Annotated in this window: 14 protein-coding genes; 3 read left to right on the plus strand and 11 right to left on the minus strand. The window is 63.0% G+C overall.

The window, feature by feature from the left end; all coding sequences use genetic code 11:
• Positions 1-7: 7 nt before the first annotated feature.
• Complete coding sequence (locus LQK84_RS03430; RefSeq protein WP_230827214.1) at positions 8-943, minus strand: DMT family transporter; 936 nt, start codon at positions 941-943, stop codon at positions 8-10.
• Between the two features lie 189 nt (positions 944-1,132).
• Here LQK84_RS03430 and LQK84_RS03435 point away from each other — a divergent pair, with 189 nt between their 5' ends.
• From LQK84_RS03435 to LQK84_RS03445, 3 genes are all read left to right on the plus strand, one after another.
• The gene (locus tag LQK84_RS03435; protein ID WP_230827215.1) at positions 1,133-2,143 is read left to right on the plus strand and encodes an alpha/beta hydrolase; all 1,011 of its coding nucleotides are present in this window, start codon (positions 1,133-1,135) and stop codon (positions 2,141-2,143) included.
• Between the two features lie 103 nt (positions 2,144-2,246).
• Positions 2,247-4,898, plus strand: coding sequence for an aminopeptidase N (gene pepN, locus LQK84_RS03440; protein WP_230827216.1), 2,652 nt, complete (start codon positions 2,247-2,249; stop codon positions 4,896-4,898).
• A 346-nt stretch (positions 4,899-5,244) separates the two neighbouring features.
• Complete coding sequence (locus tag LQK84_RS03445; protein WP_230827217.1) at positions 5,245-7,647, plus strand: PAS domain-containing sensor histidine kinase; 2,403 nt, start codon at positions 5,245-5,247, stop codon at positions 7,645-7,647.
• On the opposite strand, the gene LQK84_RS03450 is transcribed toward LQK84_RS03445, so the two are convergent.
• The 10 genes from LQK84_RS03450 to LQK84_RS03495 form a co-directional block, all read right to left on the minus strand.
• A complete protein-coding gene (locus LQK84_RS03450; RefSeq protein ID WP_230827218.1) occupies positions 7,639-10,587 on the minus strand; it encodes a bifunctional [glutamine synthetase] adenylyltransferase/[glutamine synthetase]-adenylyl-L-tyrosine phosphorylase in 2,949 nt (982 codons plus the stop codon). The genes LQK84_RS03445 and LQK84_RS03450 overlap by 9 nt on opposite strands.
• A 36-nt stretch (positions 10,588-10,623) precedes the next feature.
• Entirely contained in the window at positions 10,624-12,048 is a 1,425-nt protein-coding gene (locus tag LQK84_RS03455) for a sensor histidine kinase (RefSeq protein ID WP_230827219.1), read from the minus strand.
• Between the two features lie 177 nt (positions 12,049-12,225).
• Positions 12,226-12,942 (minus strand): response regulator transcription factor, encoded by a 717-nt coding sequence (locus LQK84_RS03460; protein WP_330166393.1) that lies wholly within the window; start codon positions 12,940-12,942, stop codon positions 12,226-12,228.
• A gap of 56 nt (positions 12,943-12,998) precedes the next feature.
• Complete coding sequence (locus LQK84_RS03465) at positions 12,999-14,561, minus strand: Do family serine endopeptidase (protein ID WP_230827220.1); 1,563 nt, start codon at positions 14,559-14,561, stop codon at positions 12,999-13,001.
• A 148-nt stretch (positions 14,562-14,709) separates the two neighbouring features.
• The gene (locus LQK84_RS03470) at positions 14,710-15,165 is read right to left on the minus strand and encodes a cytochrome c-type biogenesis protein (protein WP_230827221.1); all 456 of its coding nucleotides are present in this window, start codon (positions 15,163-15,165) and stop codon (positions 14,710-14,712) included.
• A complete protein-coding gene (locus LQK84_RS03475; protein ID WP_230827222.1) occupies positions 15,162-17,153 on the minus strand; it encodes a heme lyase CcmF/NrfE family subunit in 1,992 nt (663 codons plus the stop codon). Before LQK84_RS03475 ends, LQK84_RS03470 begins: the two co-directional genes overlap by 4 nt.
• Positions 17,150-17,602, minus strand: coding sequence for a cytochrome c maturation protein CcmE (gene ccmE / locus LQK84_RS03480; protein WP_230827223.1), 453 nt, complete (start codon positions 17,600-17,602; stop codon positions 17,150-17,152). Before ccmE ends, LQK84_RS03475 begins: the two co-directional genes overlap by 4 nt.
• Positions 17,599-18,747, minus strand: a complete 1,149-nt coding sequence (ccmI, locus tag LQK84_RS03485) for a c-type cytochrome biogenesis protein CcmI (RefSeq protein WP_230827224.1) — start codon at positions 18,745-18,747, stop codon at positions 17,599-17,601. The genes ccmE and ccmI overlap by 4 nt, the downstream gene beginning before the upstream one ends.
• Positions 18,748-18,918: 171 nt before the next feature.
• Entirely contained in the window at positions 18,919-19,380 is a 462-nt protein-coding gene (locus LQK84_RS03490) for an RT0821/Lpp0805 family surface protein (protein WP_230827225.1), read from the minus strand.
• 76 nt (positions 19,381-19,456) lie between these two features.
• On the minus strand, positions 19,457-20,860 hold the full coding sequence (locus LQK84_RS03495; protein WP_230827226.1) for a sensor histidine kinase: 1,404 nt from the start codon (positions 20,858-20,860) through the stop codon (positions 19,457-19,459).
• Positions 20,861-20,892 lie beyond the last annotated feature (32 nt).

Consider the following 20,892-nt stretch of genomic DNA (forward strand, 5'->3'; position numbering starts at 1 on the left):
TCGCACGTCAGCCCTGCGGCGTGACGTGCTTGCGCATGGCCTTGCGCTCGAGGCCGAGCTTGCTTTCCCGGTAGATGATGAAGACGCCAGCCGAAATCACGATGGCGGTTCCCAGCAGCATCATCGGCTCCGGCACATCTCCGAACAGGAAATAGGACACGATCAGCCCGAACACGATCGACGTGTATTCGAAGGGCGCGATCGTCGAAACCTCGGCATACCGATAGCTTTCCGTCATCAGGATCTGTGCGAGACCGCCGCAGAAGCCGGCGACCACCAGCGACAATTGCTGTTCCATGGTCATCGGTGGCCAGCCGAGCGGGATGGAGAAGAGCGAGAACACCGAGGCCGTCAGCGAGAAATAAAGCACGATCGTCGAGCTCTTCTCCGTCTGCACCAGGCGGCGGACGAGCAGCATGGCGATTGCGCCAAGGATCGCCGAACCAATCAGCGCCATGGCCCCGAGCGCTGCCTGCGAGGAGCCTGCGTGTTCGATCAGCGACAGTTTCGGCCAGGAGATGATCAGCACGCCCGTCAGGCCGATGATGACTGCCGTGATGCGGTAGATGCGCAGCACTTCCTTGAGGAAGATCGCCGCGAAGATCACCGAGAACAGCGGCATTGCATAGTTGATGGCAATCGCATCGGGCAGCGGCAGGCGCACCAGCCCGTAGAAGCTGAAGGTCATCGAGACGACGCCGACAAAGCCGCGGGTGATCTGCCCCAGGATGCTTTTGGTCTTGAACGCCGTCTTCAGCTCGCCGCGCCAGGCCAGATAGCCGAGAATCGGGAAGATCGCGAAAAACGACCGGTAGAAGGTGATCTCGCCGGTCGCCATACCATCGCCTGCTAGCTTGATGCAGGTCGACATTGCAAGAAAGACGATCACGGACAGGATTTTGAGCACAATCCCCCTGACGGGGTTGGCGGCGGTGCTTTGCATTTCAATTCCGGGAATTTTCAGCCAGCGGGCCGGCAACGTGCCATATTGGCACAAGAATAATGACGATTGCCCGAATGTAGCAGGTTTTGGCAGGCTGCAATGCCAAAAACGCGGGGTAAATCGAAAGAATATGCTTGTATTTTGAACACTGAAAATAAGCGCCACCACAGTCCTCGGGAGGAATCATTGATGAAGGCGCTCGGCTGGTTCAGTTTGGCACTGATTGCGGTGGCGTTCTTCGCGCTCTTCGTGGTTCAGAGCCTTGTTGCCATGAACAGACCCCGTGACCGCGCCGAATTGCGCGCCGCAGCAACCATCGGCATGCCGGTGCCGACCGCCGCAGAAAGTGCTGCAATCCCGCGGGTCGAAAACTTCGAGGCGCGCGACCGGTCGCTGCTCGGCTTCCGGCATTACCGCAGCAAGGAACAGACCCGCCTCAAGCTCTACCTTGTCCATGCTGAAACCTGGGACGATCTGCAGTTCACTGCGCTCGCAACCGGCCTCGCCTACCGCGCCGGCACCGCCGATGTCTTCACCTTCGACCTGCGCGGCCACGGCCAAAATCCGCTTCACCGCGGCGATGTCGATTACGTGGGTCAGCCGACGGATGATCTGGCCGACCTGATCCGGGCGACCTCTGCACCTGGAGACGTGATCGTGATCGGCGGGCATTCGGCCGGGGCTGCCGTGGCGGCGCGCCTTGCGGTCGCACCGGGCCGGATCAAGCTCAATGGCCTGCTGCTGCTCGCACCGATCCTGTCGCCGGATTTTTCAGCCAACAGGCCCGCTCTCGGCGGCTGGGCCCTCCCCCTCAAGGCAAGAGTGGCGGCGCTCGAATTGCAGAATGCGCTCGGGTTTCACTGGTCCGACCGGGAAATCGCCGTCCAGTATGCCATTCCGGAGGCCGTCTGGGAGGGACCGCTCGGCTATTCCGTCACCAGCGACTATACTTGGCGCTTCGTCCAATCGATGCAGCTTCCGTCCAACAACGGCGCGGAATTCGCGCGGATTCGTGCGCCCTATCTCGCTGTCGTCGGCAGCGACGATGAAGTCATCGATGCCGCGAAGCTGGAGCCGGCCATGAAGACGCTCAATAAACACGGCGAGTATGCGGTTCTGGCGCAAGAAACGCATTTCAGTTTGGTCAATTCGCAGCAAACTTTAGCAATCATTCAGAATTGGCTGTCAAAAATACGCTGAGGAACGTCTTTGCCGATTGCCGGAAAGACACGTTGCAGGCGTGGATCAGCGGATTTCCACGCATGTATGGGGACCGAAACATCCGCAGCACCCGGGACACTTCATGCGCACTGAAACGGGCCAGGTTTTCAGCCTGGCGGACTACCAGCCCACAGACTTCATCCTTGAGCGCATCGACCTGACATTCGAATTGCACCCACTGGAGACGAAGGTCACCGCGCGGTCGCTTTTCCATCGCCGCCCTGGTGCTGCGCTTGACGCTCCGCTGGTGCTGGACGGCGACGAGCTGATCATGACGTCGCTGTTGCTGGACGGCATTGATCTGCCGCGTGACCGCTATGACGAGACCGGCAAGCATCTGGTGATTGAGGGCCTGCCGGAAGAAATCGCCTTCGAGATCACCGTGGAAACGTTTCTGGCCCCGGCCAACAACACCCAGCTGATGGGCCTCTATCGGTCCAACGGCGTCTATTGCACGCAGTGCGAGGCCGAAGGCTTCCGCCGCATCACCTATGCCTATGACCGCCCCGACGCACTCGGCGTCTATACGGTTCATATTATCGCCGACAAGGCCTCCTGCCCGGTCATGCTGTCGAACGGCAATTGCATCGGCAAGGCGGGCTATGGCGAAGGCAAGCATTTCGCCTCGTGGTTCGACCCGCACCCGAAGCCGTCCTACCTCTTCGCGCTGGTCGCCGGCGATCTTGGCGTGGTCGAGGATACGTTCACGACCATGTCAGGCCGCGAAGTGGCGCTGAAGATCTATGTCGAGCACGGCAAGGAGCCGCGCGCGGCCTATGCGATGGATGCGCTGAAGCGTTCCATGCGCTGGGATGAAGAGGTATTCGGCCGCGAATACGATCTGGATATCTTCATGATCGTCGCCGTCTCCGACTTCAACATGGGGGCGATGGAGAACAAGGGCCTCAACATCTTCAACGACAAGTATGTTCTGGCCGATCCGGAAACGGCAACGGATGCCGATTTCGCCAATATCGAGGCGATCATCGCGCATGAATATTTCCACAACTGGACCGGCAACCGCATCACCTGCCGCGACTGGTTCCAGCTCTGCCTCAAGGAAGGCCTCACGGTCTATCGCGACCACGAATTCTCCGCCGACCAGCGTTCGCGCGCCGTCAAGCGCATTGCCGAAGTGCGGCATCTGAAGTCGGAGCAGTTTCCGGAGGATGCAGGTCCGCTTGCCCATCCCGTGCGCCCGACGCGCTACAAGGAAATCAACAACTTCTACACGTCCACCGTCTACGAGAAGGGCTCGGAAGTCACCCGCATGATCGCGACCATCCTTGGCCGCGAGACGTTCAAGCAGGGCATGGACCTCTATTTCGAGCGTCACGACGGCCAGGCCGTCACGATCGAAGATTTCGTGAAATGCTTCGAGGATGTTTCGGATCGCGACCTGACGCAGTTTTCGCGGTGGTATCATCAGGCCGGCACGCCGCTCGTCAGCGTCTCGACCGAGTTCGATGCGGAACGCCAGGAATTCACCGTCTCGCTCGAACAGATGGTGCCGCCGACACCCGGCCAGGCGCGCAAGGAGCCGATGCATATCCCGCTGAAGTTCGGCCTGATCCTGCCGAACGGCAACGAGGCGGAACTGGATGGCGTCACCGGCGGCGACGTGACCGAAGATGTGCTGCATCTGACAGAGCGCAGCCAGACCTTCACCTTTACCAACATTCCCGCCCGGCCGGTCCTCTCGCTCAATCGCGGCTTCTCGGCGCCGATCAATGTCGACTATGCTCTGACCTCGGAAGACCTCGCCCAGATCGCGGTGCATGATCGTGATCTCTTCGCCCGCTGGCAGGCGCTGAACAGTCTGGCGCTGCCGGAACTGACCGGCGCGGTGAAATCCCTGCGCCGCGGCGACGCACCGACCTTCAATCCCGCCTTCATTGCGGCGCTGCTGGCCGCCGCGGCTGACGAAGACCTGGAACCCGCCTTCCGCGCGCAGGCGCTGGCACTGCCGAGCGAAAGCGACCTCGCCCGCGAGATCGGTTCGAACAACGATCCCGACGCCAATCTCGTCGCACGTCTGAGCCTCCTCAATGCGATCGGCCTGACGGGGCGGAAGATCTTCGCAAACCTGTTTGAAACGATGTCGTCGAAGGCACCGTTCACGCCGGATGCGGCAAGCGCCGGCAAGCGCGCATTGCGCAACACCGCGCTGACCTATCTGTCCTTTGCCGACAACGACCCGACGCTGGCGCGCGAGGCCTTCGACAAGGCCGACAACATGACCGATCTCAGCCATGCGCTGACGGTGCTGGCGCATCACTATCCCGACAGCGCCGAGACGGCCGAAGCGCTGGAGACCTTTGCCAGCCGCTTCGAGGGCAACCCGCTCGTGCTCGACAAGTGGTTCGCGATCCAGGCCACCACGCCGGGACCGGATGCGCTTGATCGCGTCAAGGCTCTGATGGAAAGCCCCCGCTTCAACGCGGGCAATCCGAACCGCGTGCGCGCGCTGATTGGAACCTACGCCTTCTCCAACCTTTCGGGCTTTGCCCGGGCGGATGGCGCCGGTTTCGCCTTCCTTGCCGATCAGGTGCTCGACATCGATGCCCGCAATCCGCAGCTTGCGGCGCGCCTTCTGACCTCGTTGCGCTCCTGGCGCATGCTGGAGCCGCAGCGCGCCGAACATGCCAAGCGCGCACTGGCGAAGATCGACCAGTCTGCAAGCCTTTCGGTGGATGTGCGCGATATCGCGGAGCGCATGCTGCAGGACGCGTGAGACGGACAAAAACCGGTGCATAAATCAGACGCCCGCAAAAAGTGATTTGCGGGCGTTTTGAATCTTGCGCGTGCGTTGCAACATTCGCGCAAGTTTCAACCCGCAAACAGGCCTGCGAACGCCGCGAAATTCCGGGCGATTTCATATGGTTAAAAAAGAGTTACGATTTTCTCTGGACAAGGGGAATCAGCTTTGATTCACTAGAATCACTTCGGGCACGGCGGCCCGAATCACCTGCGATCAAAGACCGGAAATTGGCTCCGGCAACAGGCAGGGACGAGTGACATCCGGCGGTCTCATGCGATGCGGGCATGAGGCGGATGTTCAAGCACAGGAACGGGGAATTATGGCGGAAGCGCAACGGGGAAGCGTGGCCGATGGTCGGCTGCGTTTAAAGTTTCCGGGAAGGGGTGCAATGCGGCATTCGTTCCATCTTCCAGGACAGTTCGCGTCCCGGGACTCCGCTCGATCGACAGGGCGGAGCCCATTCGCGTCCGGCCGGACAAGCGGTCGCCTTGAGCCGATCCTGAAGCGTTCGATCCCGGTCCTCATCGTCGCCTTCCTGATCGTGGTCGCCGCCTCGCGTGTCATGGGCATCTATCTCGAACGAGACCGGCTGGAAGGTGCCGTGCGCCAGACGACCATTCTCTCGGTCGCCGCCGCCTCTGCCGCCCTTGCCGAGCATGCCGACTATTTCATCTCCGCCAATCGCCCGGAGGCCGAAGCCCTCCTCAAGCGCTACCTGCCGCAGGAGCGCCTGCCGGTGGCCGGGTTCGTGCTCCTCGTGCAGCGGTCCGGCCAGATCTTTGCGGCCTCCCCGGGCGGCACGTCCTATGTCGGCCGCTCGCTCTCGTCGATCGCGCCGGATGCGCGCATGACCAGTGCCGTCGGTGATCGCGCCGGCACGTTCCATGCGGAGCTCGACGGGCAGGATCACTATATGGCGATTGCCGCCCTGCCCGAGGACGCCGGCTACATTCTGGTGGCCAATTCCATGGCGGATGTGGACGAGCGCTGGCGGGACGAGGTGTCGCTGAACGTCACGCTCTTTGCCGGCATTACCTCGATCCTTCTCGTCATTCTCATTGCCTATTACACGCAGGTGAAGCGGACGCGCGATGCCGACCAGGTCTTCGTTGAATCCAACATGCGCGTCGAAACCGCCCTGTCGCGCGGTCGCTGCGGACTTTGGGATTTCGACATGCAGAACCGCACGCTGTTCTGGTCGCGCTCGATGTATGAAATGCTGGGCCTGCCGCCCGCTGCTGCCGTGCTGAGCTTCGGCGACGCGGCGCGGCTGATGCATCCGGATGACGGCAGCGTCTATTCGCTCGCCCGCTCGATCATCCGGGGTGAATCGAAGCAGGTCGACCGCGTCTTCCGGATGCGCCATGCCGACGGCCACTATGTCTGGATGCGGGCCCGCGCCCAGATGATCCGCACAGCCGCCGGCCGCGACCGCCTCATCGGCATCGCCATGGATGTGAGCGAGCAGCATCGGCTGGCGGAGCGCTATGCCGAGGCAGACCAGCGTCTGGCCGATGCGATCGAATCGACCTCGGAAGCCTTCGTGCTCTGGGACAAGAACGACCGCCTCGTCATGTGCAACAGCCACTACCAGCAGGCCTACGGTCTGCCGGACAAGGTGCTGGTGCCCGGCACCGAGCGCGCGACCGTCAATGCCGCTGCCGCGCGGCCGGTCATCGTTCGCCGCGTCGCCGATCCCGATCAGGGCGGCGTCTGTTCGCAGACATCGGAAGTCCAGCTGGCAGACGGCCGCTGGCTGCAGATCAACGAACGCCGCACCCGCGACGGCGGCCTTGTTTCGGTCGGCACGGACATCACCGTCCTCAAGCGCCACCAGGAGCGCCTGCGCGAGTCCGAACGCCGGCAGATGGTCACGATCGGCGACCTCTATGCCTCGCGCAAGATCCTCGAAAAGCAGAAGGCCGAGCTTTCGCTCGCCAACGAGAACTATGTCTCGGAAAAGGAACGCGCCGAGGCCGCCAACCGGGCGAAGTCGGAATTCCTCGCCAACATGTCGCATGAGCTTCGCACGCCGCTCAACGCCATTCTGGGTTTCTCCGAAATGCTGCTGAACCACATGTTCGGCCCGCTCGGCTCGGAGAAATACGACGAATATGCCCAAGACATTTTCGACAGCGGCAGGCATCTGCTCAACGTCATCAACGACATTCTCGACATGTCGAAGATCGAAGCCGGCCATATCAAGATCGAGCGCGAGCCGGTCGATCTGGCGCCACTGATCGAGGAGACCGTGCGCTGCATGGCGATCACCGCCGAATGCAAGGAGATCCATATCGATCGCGAGGTGAGCGACGGGCTGATGCTCTCGGCCGACCGCCGCGCCATCAAGCAGGTCCTGCTCAATCTCCTGTCGAATGCCGTTAAATTCACCGGCCATGGCGGCAGGGTATCGCTGCGGGCCCGCAGGCACGACGGCGCCGTGACACTGTCGATCAGCGATACCGGCATCGGCATCCCACGCGACGCCTTGAAGAAGATCGGCCAGCCGTTCGAGCAGGTGCAGAGCCAGTATGCCAAGAGCCAGGGCGGCTCGGGGCTTGGCCTTGCGATCTCCAAGTCCCTCGTCACCCTCCATGGCGGCCGCATCCGCGTCTTTTCGCGCGAAGGCCGCGGCACGACGATCTCGCTGCGCATTCCGACGCCAACCGCACACGCCGCCGCTGACCATCATGCGGCCGAACCGGTGAAGCTCTCAGCCTGAGGCTTTCATCAAGCCGTGAAAGGTCTTGCGCACGGCACGCGTGCGCGCCTTCAGGTCGGCCTCCAGGAATTTGATATCGGGCGCATTCGCCACGCGGCAGACGAGGTCGATCAGTCCGCCAGGCGCCTCTTTCGGGTCAAAACCGCCATCGATGCAGAGGCGGATGACCTGCGAGAGGTCGCTGAGAAGCGCAAACGTCGAGGAGATCATGTCCATCTCGTCCTCGGACATCGCTTCGCGTCCAAGCCGGGCCAGACCCTGCCCCGTCGGCGTTCCCGCCTCGATGCCGCCGCCTGACATCATCGCCAGAAACTGGGCGATGAACTCCATGTCGATCAGACCGCCCGGGATGAGCTTGAAATCGAAGGGACCCGAGGGTGGCTTTTCCTGATCGATCAGCGCACGCATTTCGGCAACGTCGGCGGCGATCCTTGCCCGGTCTCTTTTCATGGAGACGATTTCGGCGATGATCGCCTCGGCTTCCTGCATCAGGCTCTTGTCGCCGGCAATCGGCCGCGCGCGCGTCAGCGCCATGTGCTCCCAGGTCCAGGCCTCTTCGCGCTGGTAGCGCGCAAACGCGTTGATGCGGGTGGCCACCGGCCCCTTGTTGCCGGAGGGGCGCAGACGCATGTCGACCTCGTAGAGAACGCCTTCCGCCGTGGGGGCCGAGAGTGCTGCAATCAGCCTTTGTGTCAGCCGGCCGAAATAGCGGTTGGCGTCGAGGGGCTTGTCGCCATCCGATTCGAGACCCGCATCGTCGTAGTCATAGAGCAGGATCAGATCGACATCGGAGCCAGCCGTGAGTTCGCGGCTGCCGAGCTTGCCCATGCCGACAATCGCGACACTGCCGCCGGGGAAACGCCCATGCGAGGCGGCAATCTCCGTTTCGACAGCCTGAAGCGCCCGCTCCAGCGTGAGATCGGCGAGATCGGAAAACGCGCGGGCGGCACGAGCGCCGGTGATGGCGCCGGTCAACAGGCGGATGCCGATCAGAAAGCGCTGCTCGGCGGCGAAGATGCGCAGGCTGTCCAGCACATCCTCGAAATGGCGGGCAGAGGACAGTCCCTGCGCCAGCCGTTCGGCGAGATAGACGCGTTCGGGGATGCGCGTCAGAAGCGTCGGGTCGAGCATGCCGTCGAAGACATGCGGACGGGCCGCAATGATCCCGGCAAGCCGGGGAGCGGCGGCCATGATCGTCACGAGAAGATCGAGAAGCGGAGGATTGTTGCCAAGGAGCGAAAACAGCTGGATGCCGGCCGGCAGGCCCGCCATGAAGCGGTCGAAATGCATCAGCGCATCGTCGGCGCGCGAGCTTGCGCCAAAGGCCGCCAGCAGCTTGGGCATCATCTCGGTCAGCCGCTCGCGGGCCTCGACCGAATGGGTGGCGCGATAACGGCCGGAATGCCAGGTACGGATGACGCGGGAGATGTCGGCGGGGCGCTGGAAGCCGAGGCCTTCCAGGGTCTTCAGCGTATCAGGATCGTCCTTCGTGCCGGTGAAGACGAGATTGCCCGAACCGCCGGAAAGCTCAGCCGCCTGCTCGAAGAGCTTGGCATAGCGGTCCTCGACGGTGCGGAGAACCGCAACGAGACGGGTTGAAAAGGACTTCACGTCCCGGAACCCCATCATCAGCGCGATGCGCTTCAACTCGGCTTCCTTGTCTGGGAGGATGTGCGTCTGCTCGTCATGCACCATCTGGATGCGATGCTCGACATCGCGCAGGAACCAGTAGGCCGAGGTCAGCGTCTCGGCCGTCTCGGCGCCGATCCAGTTGGCGCGGGCAAGGCCCGCCAGCGCATCGTCCGTCCGGCGCGACCGCAGTTCCGGCATGCGGCCGCCGGCGATCAATTGCTGGGTCTGGGCGAAGAACTCGATCTCGCGGATGCCGCCGCGCCCGAGCTTGACGTTGTGGCCCTTGACGGCGATCTCGTCGAAACCCTTGTGCAGGTGGATCTGCCGCTTGATCGAGTGGATGTCGGCAATCGCCGCATAGTCGAGATATTTGCGGAAGATGAAGGGGATGAGTTCCTTCAGGAAGCTTTCCCCCGCCGGGATATCGCCGGCAATGGGCCGCGCCTTGATGAAGGCGGCGCGCTCCCAGTTCTGCCCCCTGCCCTCGTAGTAGATCAGGGCCGCCTCGACCGGGATTGCCAGCGGCGTCGAGCCCGGATCGGGGCGAAGCCGCAGGTCGATGCGGAAGACATAACCATAGGCCGTGCGCTCCTGCATGATGCGGACAAGCCGGCGGCAAAGACGCGCGAAGGTCTCCGACGCCTCGTCCGGATCCACGACAATGCCGCGATCGGGTTCGAAGAACACGACAACGTCGATGTCGGAGGAATAGTTCAGCTCCGAGGCCCCGAGCTTGCCCATGCCGAGCACGATCAGGCCCGAGCCTTGCGAGGGATTTTGCGGATGGGGGAGCTTGAGCTTGCCCTGCTCGTCGAGCGACAGCAGCAGAAAATCGACGGCCGATGACAGGCTTGCTTCGGCGAGGCGGCTCAGCCAGCGCGTCGTTTCCGGCGCCTCGAAATAGCGGGCGAGATCGGCGAAGGCGAGAAGGAAGGCGACCTTGCGCTTGGCGAGCCGCAGGCGGTTCATCAGAACAGTCTCTGCGCTGGTGCCCGCCACGTCTCCGGCAGACCAGCAGTCGCGGGCGGTACGGATTTCCGCCTCCACCGTTTCCTCGAGATTGCCGAACAGTGCCGCATCCAGAAGCGACGGATCGATGCGGGCAATTTCGCTGAGATAGGGCGACAGCGACAGGGCGGCGACCGCGAAATCGCGGAGCGGGCTCTCCGATGCAGCCAGCACCTTCAGCCGATCCTGATCGCGGGCAGCCTCGCGCAGCGCCTGCAGCGCCTCCTTGGCGGCCGTCTTGCTGGGTGGTTCGATCGGGCTTGCCGTCAGGAAATCGGCAAGCGTTGCGGGCCTCGTCATGCGCATCCTCCCCCGCCCGAAGGCCGGGGCGGCGGATCAGGCGGCACTCAGCGGGAACAGCATCCTGACGGTGAGTCCCTTGTTTTCCGCAGTCTCGTCTTTTGTCGCGGCCAATTCAAGCGAGCCGCCATGGAGTGCTGCCACGGCCTCGACCATGGAGAGGCCAAGCCCAGTTCCGGGCTTTGTCCGACTCTCGTCGATGCGCACGAAGCGCTGCACGGCATCATCATAGCGATCGGCCGGAATGCCCGGCCCTTCGTCAGCAACGGTCAGCAGCGCCTTGTCGCCCTGCCTGACCAGCGAAACGGTGATCGCGCTTCCCTCGACGTCGCCGGCGTATTTCACGGCATTGTCGAGCAGGTTGAAAAGCGCCTGCCCCACGAGCTCGCGATTGCCGTGAACATGGATGCCCGGCGCGATCTCCATCTTGAGTGCAAGACCGGCCTCCTCGACCACCGGCTCGTAAAGTTCGGCGCTGTCGGCGGCAATCGCGCTGAGATCGATATCATTCATCTCGGCGGTCGAGGAACCGGCCTCGACGCGGGAGATCATCAGGAGCGCGTTGAAGGTGCGGATCAGCTGGTCGGATTCGGCGATGATGCCCTCAAGCGACTGGCGATATTCGTCCTCGTTGCTCGAATGTGAAAGACCGTCGGTCGCCTTGTTGCGGATGCGCGTCAGCGGCGTCTTCAGGTCATGGGCGATATTGTCGGAAACCTGCTTCAGCCCCTCGTTCAGCTTTTCGATGCGGCCGAGCATGCTGTTCAGCGAAACCGACATGCGGTCGAACTCGTCGCCGGAGCCGACGACCGGCAGGCGCTGCGAAAGGTCACCTGCCATGATCTTGGCGCTGGCATCCGACATGCGGGCGATGCGGTTGAGCGCGTTGCGACCGATGAAGAACCAGATGACCAGCGCACCGATGCCCATGACGCCGAGTGCGACGACCAGCGCCTGACGGACCAGAACCTTGAAATGCTCCGGCTCGCCAAGGTCACGGCCGACGAGCACGCGCAGGCCATTGGGCAGAACGAAGACATTGGCGAGCGCCATATGCGGCTGAAGCTTCGTCTTGTCCCTGTTCTCGTCGCCAAAGCGTTCGTAGCGGAACGGCGTGTCCGTCCAGCCCGGGTCGCCCATGATGCCCGGCTGGATCGCGGCGACATTGCCGGCAAGGAAGTCGCCGGAGGGACCAGCAATGACATAGAGATTGGCGCCCGGCTGGCGCGAGCGACGCTCCAGCGTCTTCACCAAGCCGTTCATCCCGGCCACTTCATAGATGTGGCTGATCTCTTCCACTTCCTGCGCAATCGCGTTCTGCGTCTGCTCGCGCAGGAAGTTCGCCGACATGCCCGCGACATAGATCACGAGGAATGCCGCGCAGAAGGCGAAGAGGAGGATGTAGAGAGCCGACAGACGGACTGCCGTGCTCTTCATCAGGATGCGGAGCTGGTGAAGCATCGGAACTCTTTGTTTTTTCGCATTTCCGGACGGAAAACCGCTTCTCACTTTTCCTGGAAATCATGACTTTGTCGTCGCATTTCCGGGCAGAAAACCGCTTCGCACTTTTCCTGGAAATCATGACTTTGTCGTCGCATTTCCGGACGGAAAACCGCTTCGCACTTTTCCTGGAAATGCTTAGGCTTCATCCTTGATCATATACCCTGCGCCGCGCACCGTCTTCAGAAGCGGACGCTCGGTGTCGCGCTCGATCTTCGAGCGCAGGCGCGAGACGTGAACGTCGATCACATTGGTCTGCGGATCGAAGTGATAGTCCCAGACGTGTTCCAGCAGCATGGTGCGGGTGACGACCTGGCCGGCATTCTTCATCAGGTATTCGAGCAGGCGAAATTCGCGCGGCTGCAGCAGGATTTCCTTGCCGCCGCGCCTGACCTCGTGGGCCAGCCGGTCGAGCTCGAGATCACCGACGCGATAGACCATGTCCTTGTCCGGCGCGCCCTTGCGGCGGCCGAGCACTTCGACACGGGCGAGCAGTTCGGAAAAGGCGTAGGGCTTCGGCAGGTAGTCGTCACCGCCGGCGCGCAGGCCCTCGACGCGGTCGTCGACCTGACCGAGTGCGGACAGGATCAGCACCGGTGTATCCTTGCCGCGCGTGCGCAGCTCGGTGATCAATGAAATGCCGTCGCGGCGCGGCAGCATGCGATCGACCACCAGCACGTCATAGGCATTCTCCGAGGCCATGAAGAGACCGCTTTCGCCGTCGCTTGCATGGTCTGCAACAATGCCCGTCTCACGGAAGGCTTTCGAGAGGTAGGCCGCAGCCTCCAGGTCATCTTCAACAATCAGAATCTTCATACGCATGATGATAGCCTCTCCAGCAGAAAATGGCGACATGAGGCGATGCGGCGCCGGACTTCTCCGGCGCCGCACGTTCATGAGGCCTGACGGGATCAACCCTTGTCAGTCGGCAGGGCCACGAAGCGGCTGCCGTTGTCGGTCTCGACCTGGAAGAGCGCCTTGGAGCGGCCTTCCTTCTTGGCGGCGTCGAGCTGGCTCGTGATTTCCTTGCCGGAAGCCACGTCCTTGTTGTTGACGGCGGCAATGCGGTCGCCCTGCTTGATGCCGGCATCGGCTGCAGCCGAGTTCGGATCGACGGAGAGGACTGCAACGCCCTTGCCGTCATCGGTCGGGCCGACGGTGATGCCGAGCGAGTCCAGCGAGGTCTGCTTCTGCTCGCCCTGATCCTGCTGACCCTTGTCCTCCTTGGCGGCCATCTTCTGTTCCGGCGGCAGGGTGCCGACCGTCAGCTGAAGCTGCTGGGACTTGCCGTCGCGCCAGATGGTGATGTCGGTCTTGGTGCCCGGACGGAGAGCGCCGATGCGCTTGGCCAGATCGCGTGCATCCTTCACCGGCTCGCCATTGACCGCGGTCACGACGTCACCCTTCTTGATGCCGGCCTTGAGGCCGGGGCTGTCTTCCTGCGGCTGGATGACCAGCGCGCCCTGGGCCTGCGCTAGGCCCAGCGACTCGGCGATGTCCTTCGAGACAGGCTGGATCTGAACGCCGAGCCAGCCACGTTCGATCTTGCCGGACTTGATGAGTTCGGCGACGACCGTCTGGGCCGTCGAGGCCGGGATGTCGAAGGCGATGCCGACGCTGCCGCCCGAGGGCGAGAAGATCGCGGTGTTGATGCCCACCACTTCGCCGTTCAGGTTGAAGGTCGGGCCGCCCGAGTTGCCGCGGTTGACGGCTGCATCGATCTGGATGAAGTCGTCATAGGGGCCGGAATTGATGTCGCGGCCCATGGCCGAGATGATGCCGGCGGTGACCGTGCCGCCGAGACCGAACGGGTTGCCGACGGCCACGACCCAGTCGCCGACATTCGCCTTGGCGTCGTCAGCCCACTTGACGTAGGTGAACTTGCGATCCTTGCCCTCCACCTTCAGGACGGCAAGGTCGGTGCGCGGATCGGTGCCGACGAGCTTGGCGGGGAGCTCCGTGCCGTCGTTCATGACAACGACATAGGCGCTGCCGTCGGAGACGACGTGATTGTTGGTGACGATGTAGCCGTCTTCAGAGATGAAGAAGCCGGAACCCTGTGCGACCGGGCGAAGCGGTCCCTTGTCGCCGGGCTTCTTGTCGGCATGCGGGCCGGGGGCCTTCTTGCCGTCCTGGCCATCCTGGCCGAACTGCTTGAAGAAGCGCTTCAGCGGGCTGTTGTCGGGAAGCTGGTCGAGGCCGGGACCGAAGTCGAAGTTGAAGCCGCTGGTATCGTCGGAAACCTGCTGTACGCGCGACTCGACCCGGACGGAAACGACGGCCGGAGAGACGGCCTTGACGATGGTCGAGAAGCCCGTCATCTGCGGCGCGTCGATATGCACCGGCTCGGCAAAGGCGCCCGTCACGCGCGCTGGCAGGCCGGAAGAAAGGAGGACGGCGGCAAGGCCGGCAACAGCTGTCGACTTGAGGATCGTCTTGTAGGACAGGCCGCGATTGGAATTCGAAGAAGACATTGGATCTACCACCCTTTTCAGTTGCCGGGCTCGTATGTCGCGAACCCGATCAGTTGATGGACAAGAGATAGACCAGAAGACCTTACTGTGAAGTGGCTAAGGAATGAATTTTTGGTAATGTTCCAGAAAAATTAGAAGTGAAGCAAAGTTATTCTTTGAGAATTGCTTGCAGCCGCGCCTTTTCTTCCTCGGTCAACGCGACGGCCTTTCGCCGGCCGTTGCGGGAGGCGGCGAAGAAGCCGAGGCCCATCACGCCGATGAGCGCGAGGAGTGCCGGCGCCCCCCACAGAAACAGCGTATGTTCGGACAGGCGCGGCTTGAGCAGCACGAATTCGCCGTAGCGGGAGACGAGATAATCATAGACCTGCTGGTCGGACGCGCCGCTTTTCAGCCTTTCGCGGACCAGAAGCCGCAGGTCACGAGCGAGCTCGGCGTTGGAATCATCGATCGACTGGTTCTGGCAGACCAGGCAGCGCAGATGCGACGAGATTTCGCGCGCCCGCGCCTCCAGCTTGGGATCGGCCAGAACCTCGTCCGGGTTGACGGCATGCGCGGGCAGCGCCGAGAGGAAGAGGAAGAGCGCGAAGGCGAGCCTGCGGATCATTCGGCGGCCTCCAGCGCGGGTGCTGCGGCCTTCTTCGCGCGACGCGACGGCGCGCCGACGCGCAGGCGCCGATCAGACAGCGAGATGAACCCACCAAACATCATGATCAGCGCGCCGAACCAGATGCAGACAATGAAGGGCTTCCACCAGACGCGCACGACGATCCCGCCATCCGGCATCACGTCGCCTAGCGCCACGTAGAACTGGCTGGCGCCGAAGGTGCGGATGCCGGCTTCGGTCGTCGGCATCTGGCGGGCCATGTAGACGCGTTTGGAGGAGGAAATCGGGCCCAGCGACGTGCCGCCCTTCGACAGGCTGAACGTTCCGCGATCCTCGGTGAAGTTCGGTCCCTGGCCGCGCTGCATGCCTTCGAATTTCAGCACATAGCCGCCGGCCTCGACCGTCTGGCCGGGCTTCATTTCCAGCACGTTTTCCGTCTGGAAGGCGCTGACGGCGATGATGCCGAGCACGCTGACGCCGAGACCGAAATGGGCAAACGCCGTGCCGATGGCCGATCGCGGCAGGCCGGCAAGCCGGCGCAGCGCCGTTGCGAAGGGAACCTTGCCGAAACCGCCACGCAGCCAAAGATCGGTGAGCGCACCGACCATGAGATAGAAGGCGAGCGCCATGCCGAGAACGGCAAGGACAGGCCCGCCATTTTCAAGATACCAGATCGCAATTGCAATGACGAAGCCCGCCGCGACGGCGAAGAAGAGCCGCTGCGCCGCGCCCAGGAGATCGGCGCGTTTCCAGGCGAGCAGCGGCCCGAACGGAACGGCCAGAAGCAGCGGCAGCATGAGCAGGCCGAAGGTCAGGTTGAAGAAGGGCGCGCCGACGGAAATCTTCTCCCCCGTCAGCGATTCCAGCGCCATCGGGTAGAGCGTGCCGATCAGCACGGTGGCGGTCGAGACGGTGAGGATCAGGTTGTTGAGGACGAGCGCCCCCTCCCGCGACACCGGCGCGAACAGGCCGCCCGCCGTCAGCGAACCGGCGCGCAGCGCAAACAGCGTCAGGGCACCGCCAATGAAGATCACCAGAATGGCGAGAATGAAGACGCCGCGCGACGGATCGCTCGCAAAGGCGTGGACGGAGGTCAGCACGCCCGAACGGACGAGGAAGGTGCCGAGCAGCGAGAGCGAGAAGGTCAGGATCGCCAGAAGCACGGTCCAGATCTTCAGCGCTTCGCGCTTTTCCATGACGAGTGCCGAGTGCAGCAGCGCCGTGCCGGCAAGCCAGGGCATGAAGGAGGCGTTTTCGACCGGGTCCCAGAACCACCAGCCGCCCCAGCCGAGTTCGTAATACGCCCAGTAGGAGCCCATGGCGATGCCGGCGGTGAGGAAGGTCCAGGCGGCGAGCGCCCAGGGCCGCACCCAGCGCGCCCAGGCGGCATCGATGCGGCCTTCCATGAGCGCCGCAACGGCAAAGGAGAAACAGACGGAGAAGCCGACATAGCCCAGATAGAGCAGCGGCGGATGGATGGCGAGACCGACATCCTGCAGCACCGGATTGAGGTCGCGGCCTTCCGGCGGCGGCGGCATGATGCGCAGGAACGGATTGGAGGTCAGCACGATGAAGAGAATGAAGGCGGCGGAAATCCAGCCCTGCACGGCAAGCACATTGGCCCTCAGCGTCGCCGGCAGATTGCCGCCGAAGATGGCGACGAGTGCACTGAACAGCGACAGGATGAGAAGCCAGAGCATCATCGAGCCTTCGTGATTGCCCCAGACGCCGGAGACCTTGTAGAGCGTCGGGATCAGCGAATGCGAATTCTGCCAGACATTGGCGACGGAGAAATCCGAGACCAGATGGGCGTGCATGAGGACGCCGAAGGCGATCGTGACCAGCACGAACTGGCCGAGCGCCGCGACCGGCGCCACGGCCATGAGGTTGGCATCGCCGCGCCGGGCGCCGATGATCGGCAGGACGGACAGGACGATCGCGGTCGCAAGCGACAGGACGAGCGCATAAAGGCCGAATTCGATGATCACTTGACCGTCTCCTTGCCGCTGAGCTGGACGCCTTGCGCCTTCAGCCGGTCCGCCACATCCTTGGGCATGTAGGTTTCGTCATGCTTGGCGAGCACCGTATCGGCCACGAAGACCGGATTGCCGGCAACGAACGCCCCTTCGGCCACCACGCCCTGCCCCTCGCGGAAGAGGTCCGGCAGGATGCCGGTATAGGTCACCTTCACGGTCGAGAGCGTATCCGTCACCTCGAATGTCGAGGTCGTCCCCTCGCCGCGCACCCAGGACCCGGTCTTGACGAGACCGCCCAGGCGGATGCGGGTTCCGGGTTTCACATCGGCCTTCTGCAGATCGCCCGGCACGTAGAAATAGGAGACCGACTGGCTGAAGGCGAACATGATCAGCAGGACGGCCAGCACTATAAAGCCGACACCGCCGGAAATGATGGCAAGGCGTTTCTGTTTGCGGGTCATGGCTTTGCCTCCGGGGCCTTGATGCCGAGCTCGCCGGCAAGGGCGACAAGCTGCTTGCCCTGCTCGCCATCGGCGGGAAACGCCTTCAGCGCGCGCGCCAGAGCATCGCCTGCCTTGTCGGCCTGTTTCAGCATGGCATAGGAGCGCACGAGCCGCATCCAGCCTTCGAAATTGTTCGGATTGGCTTTGAGCTTTTCATCAAGGCCCGCCACCATGTTCTCGATCATCTGCTGGCGGTCGCCGGCATTCATGTCCTTTGCGGCGGCCACATCGGCAGCCGTCGGATTGCCGGGCGCATCCGGGTTCGGCTTGGCTTCGGCAGGCCCCTTCTGCAGCGTGGCGATGTGCTGGGCAACGACCGGCTGCCACGGCGCATCGGGCGGCGATGACTTGGCAAGCGCCTGGAAGGCTGCGAGCGCCTCCATGCTGCGCCCCTCCTGCTCCAGCGCGAAGGCCAGATAGAATTCGGAGCGGGCATCGTTGCTGTCAAGCTTCAGAGCCTTGCGGAACGCATCCGTGGCCTCGGAACTGATCAGCCCCTGATTGGAGGCGACGATGGATTCGCCGAGGCCGGACAAGCGTTCGGCGCTCTCGCCGCGAATGCGGATGGCCTGGCGATAGGCGTTCGCCGCGTCGTCGGGGCGGCGGTTGCGCAGATAGATGGGTGCCACGAGATCCCAGCCGGCGCCGTCGTCCGGGTTCTGGATCAGGTGATTTTCCGCCTTGGCGAGCAGCAGCGCGACATCGTTGCCGGGATTGGCGAGACGCGCTGCAAGCGGCGCATCAGGCACGCCGGGGCTGCCGGCATAGAGATAGAGGCCGATGCCAATGGCGGGAAGGAGAAGGATGATGAAGGCCTGGGCCAGCGGATGGCGGCCCGTCCTTGCGACTTCGCCCGTTTCCTTGCTGGCCTTGTCGGCGGAGACAAGCAGGCGGCGACCGATTTCGGCGCGGGCATTTTCGGCCTCTTCGGCGGAAATCAGGCCCGCGGCGGCGTCGCGATCGACCTCCGCCATCTGGTCCCGATAGACCTCCACGTCATGGCTGTGCTCGCCGCCGGCTGTTGCAGAGCGGCGCAGGAGCGGCGCGAGAAGTGCGACCGCCAGAAGCGCGGTGACGCAGGAGACAATGATCCAGAAAAGCATGCCGCTCAATTACCCCAAGCCCCAAGGGTTTCCAACTGACAAAAGGCAATACACGGCAATTTGACGCGGGCGTTTGACCTCGCTCAAACGGTTTCCGGATCAATTCATTGTGATGTTCAGGCCTGCGCATCGCGCTTTGCGACAATCGGCCCCGGTTTTCGGGGTCACCCGTTAGCTGAGCGGCGTCCAGGTGCCGTTCTGATTGCGGCAGGCAGCGCCGCGCGCAATCAGCGAACGGCCGTCGACACTGACGGTCTGTGTATATTGCCGGCAGTTCTGCGTGCCGACCTGATAGGGGGTTGCGGCAACGACCGTGCCGCTGACGCCGGTTGCGCCGGACCACGGAACGGGCTGGCCACCGGGCGCGTCTTCCAGCGCCTTGTATTCGGCCTGCAGAGCGAGCTTGCGATCCTCGGCACCAAGGTTAGCGCCTTGAATTTGCGAGACAAGTCCACCGTCCAGAGCGCGCACGAAGGCATCGCCGGAGGAGAAGGAGGTCTGAGGGGTCGCGAAGGCAAGCGGCGTCGACGAGCGCTTGGATGATGTGGCGCAGCCGGACGTGATGGCGACAGCCGCCAGCATGGCGCATGTCACCATGAGCTTCATTGTCTGCGCTGTACCCCCGATCACCATTTCCCCGTCTTTCGTCCTTGCAAATCTCGCCCGCGTCGTTCCTCCACATTAATTATGGGGAACAAGCGCCTCAGAATCAACCACGTTTCGGCTTTTCCTGCGCGACTATAGGCAGAATCAGCGAGGCGCGCAGGCCGCCGGACGGTCCGCGCGACAAATCGAAGCGTCCCGAATACTCGGAAACGATCTCGCTGACGATGGACAACCCGAGGCCGGAGCCCGGGCGACTTTCGTCCAGCCGCCTGCCCCGCTTCAGCGCTTCCTTGATCTGGTCCGGTTCCAGCCCGGGACCATCGTCCTCGATGGTCAGTTCCGCCATGTCGCGCCCGTCCTGAAGATCCAGCTCGGTCAGCGAGACACGGATTGATGACTGGGCATAGCGGGCCGCGTTTTCGAGAAGATTGCCGAGAATTTCCTCGATGTCCTGCTGCTCCATGGCGAGAACCGTGCCGGGCGCCCGGTCATCCATCTCGAACTCGATCTCGCGATTGAGCTTCTGCATGACGCGGACGATGCGGTCGAGAACCGGGCGCGCCTCCGTGCGGGCCAGAACCGTCTCGCGCTGGGCGGCGATGCGGGCGCGGTTGAGATAGGACTGCACCTGCGACTGCATGGCCTCGGCCTGCTGCCGCACCAGCGCGCCATGCGACGGGGTCATCGCCTGTGCTTCGTTGATCAGCACCGCAATCGGCGTCTTCAGCGAATGGGCGAGATTGCCGACCTGCATGCGCGCGCGCTCGATGATGCGGCGGTTGTTGTCGATCAGCGCGTTGACCTCGTTGGCAAGCGGCCGGATTTCGTTCGGAAAGCGCCCTTCCAGCCGTTCCGCCCGGCCGCCGCGGATATTTTCGAGCGCATTGCGCACGCGGTCGAGCGGGCGCAGGCCGATAAGAATGGCGAGCGCATTGGCGAGAAGGCTGCCTGCGCCGAATATGGTCAGCGCCAGATAGAGGCTGCGGTTGAAGGCGGCGACGCTGGCCTCCACCACGGCCTTGTTGCCGGTGACGCGGAAGCGGACGATATCGCCCTGATCGTCAAGTTCGACTTCCGTTTCAGCCACGGAAAGGCTGTTTCCGAGCGCGTCCTTGATGTCGTAGAAACGCTGGAAGCGGATATCGAAGGGCGCATCGCTCACCGATTTTTCCGGCAGCGGCGAGGCCCCCAGCGAAGGCGAGACGAGCGGAGTCGTCTTGTACTGGCCGACCCCTTCGGCAATCCAGTACCAGCCGGTTCCCGGCTGCGAGAATTGCAGGTCGCCCAGTTCCGGACGACCGGCCAGCTGTTTGTTCTCGTTGATGGAAACGGAGTTGACGACGTTGAAGAGATGGGCGCGCAAGAGGTCGCGGAAGCTCTTTTCCGCATCACGCCGGTAGAGCGTCGAGATGGCAATCGCAATCACCACGAGACCCGCAATTGCCCAGATCGAAACCGACAGGACAACGCGGAGCGTCAGTGATTGCGCGCCAAACCCTATTCTCATGCTGCCGATCTCATGCGCTGGGCCTCATTGGC

The sequence above is a fragment of the Rhizobium sp. C4 genome (assembly GCF_021026315.1).
Lineage (GTDB): Bacteria > Pseudomonadota > Alphaproteobacteria > Rhizobiales > Rhizobiaceae > Ensifer_A.